Annotated in this window: 3 protein-coding genes; 2 read left to right on the top strand and 1 reads right to left on the bottom strand. The window is 46.6% G+C overall.

Features of this window, described 5'->3' with window-relative positions; genetic code table 11:
• On the bottom strand, positions 1 to 246 hold a 246-nt coding region (locus tag CNQ84_RS20705; RefSeq protein ID WP_217350132.1), incomplete at its 3' end, for a hypothetical protein.
• Between the two features lie 285 nt (positions 247 to 531).
• On the opposite strand from CNQ84_RS20705, the gene CNQ84_RS20160 reads away from it, so the two are divergent.
• Entirely contained in the window at positions 532 to 987 is a 456-nt protein-coding gene (locus CNQ84_RS20160) for a DUF6998 domain-containing protein (RefSeq protein WP_084342487.1), read from the top strand.
• 130 nt (positions 988 to 1117) lie between these two features.
• Positions 1118 to 1981, top strand: a complete 864-nt coding sequence (locus CNQ84_RS20445) for a hypothetical protein (protein ID WP_133065936.1) — start codon at positions 1118 to 1120, stop codon at positions 1979 to 1981.
• The last annotated feature ends 2 nt before the right edge of the window (positions 1982 to 1983 follow it).

The following is a 1983-nucleotide window of genomic DNA, read 5'->3' as shown; positions in this document are numbered from 1 at the left end:
CACTTGGAACTTGAGGCGGCCCTTCTCAGCAATAAGGTACTCGGAATCATGATCAACAACGGAGTTGGTATTGAGGACCTTCAGGCAGCCGCCCACGAAGTAAGGCTTGAGATTCAAAGATATTATGAGAGCTTCAATCCGATTAAAAACTAACCAGGCGCTCCAGCCGACCGCTAAAGCGGCATGAAGGGCGTGGGGATTAAGCAATGTTGCAGAAAATAATAAAGTGGTGGGAAGGCGAATCAAAAATGGACCCACCTGAGTCGGGCCCAGGTTATGTAATGGTGCCTCCTCCCTATACCGAGTATCACTGGAGTGCAAAAGTCGCGCGAGCAATAGTGACATTCTATCTTCGTCACTGGCAGTGGCTCTGGATGGCAGCTATTGCAATAGGTGGGGTGTATGTCACTTATCTGCAGCTTGGAAAATGACAAAACTGAGCCGCCTAACAAGGTGGTGTTGGTCGCCGCTTCGCGGCTGGGACGGTTTACGCTACGCTTCAGCCGCCCCAAACCACGGCGTTAAATGTCTATGATCGATCACGATAAATTCCGGGCCTTGGTCACTCAGCTCTATGCCACGGTAAATGAGTTGGAGGCCATGTTCCCGGGCAGGCACTTTACCCCGGATGGTCATATGGTTGGCAGTTTGGGTGAATGCCTCGTGGCCGATGCATACAATCTTGAGTTGAAGACAGCGTCCAATAAAGGCTATGACGCTCTCACTGAAACCGGCGTGGAAGTTGAGATCAAAGCTACGCAATCCAACTCTGTTGCATTCCGCAGTCAGCCGCAGCACGCGATTATCATCAAAATCTTGCGTGACGGTACGTTCGAGGAAATTTATAACGGGCCAGGAGCCCTTGTTTGGGAGCAATTCAAAGGTAAACGGCTACCTAGTAATGGCCAGTTTCAAGTCTCTCTCAACAAACTCCGGCAACTCAATCAAACAGTGGCTCAATCGGACCGTGTGCCTAGGGCCATTTAACAAGGCGCAGCAGTACGCGGCCGGTGGCCGCCGGACGCCCTTTACGTGGCTCCTTCGTCGCCACTCCAAGGTCGCCGCTGTGCTTCGGCGTTATAACTACAACAATCGAAGTCAAGTCAGAGGAATAAGAATGTCAGAAAATCAAGAGCCAACGGTGATCGAACAAGCAACAGACAGTCTGCTACGAATTCAAGAATTTGATGTGAATTTGCTCCCAAGAATTGATGAGCTTGGAAGTTCGCTTAATTTCGAGAATGCGGTCGCACCAGCTAGAAGACTTATTTCACTCTACAGAAGACTATCAACGACTGCATTGGAGGATTTTCCTGTAGCCATTTTGAATCAGATAAAAGCACAGTGTGATGCAGACTACCAAAAGTTTGGCCAAATTCTTGATTTCGATACATCAAGTCAGCAAACGCCTGCGGCAGTAAGAGATTCTTATATTAAGCAATTGGTTGATGCTTACGATCCTGCTTTTACTAAACTAAGCCCTCATATCTCATATTCTTTGCATCGCTCAGCAGATTTTCAACGCCTTGACGCTGATGCTCGATCCACGTTTCAACAAATTAAAGACGAAGCAAACCATATTCAAAAAAGTTTAGAGCAACAAAAAGAGGCCGGCGAAGAAATATTAAAAGACATACGCGAGACAGCAGCAGAACAAGGTGTTACGCAGCAGGCGATATATTTTCAAACGGAATCAGCTAGTCATAATACAGATGCAGAAAAATGGGAGACGCGGACGATTTGGGTTGCGATCGCACTAATGTTATTCGCGATAGCCTCTGTTTTTCTTCATAAATGGTCTTGGATCGCTCCTGCCAATACATTTGAAACTGTGCAGTTAGTATCTAGTAAGCTTCTTATATTTGGCGTTCTTACCTACGTATTGATTCTCTGTGCTAAAAATTATTTAAACCACAAGCATAATTCAATTGTTAATAAGCATCGTCAGAATGCGTTAATGACCGGCGGTTGCAGGAACTGAGT

The organism is Pseudomonas abyssi (assembly GCF_002307495.1).
GTDB classification, from domain to species: domain Bacteria; phylum Pseudomonadota; class Gammaproteobacteria; order Pseudomonadales; family Pseudomonadaceae; genus Halopseudomonas; species Halopseudomonas abyssi.
Note: the sequence above shows the minus strand (reverse complement) of the source record. Positions and strands in the feature narration are given on the sequence as shown.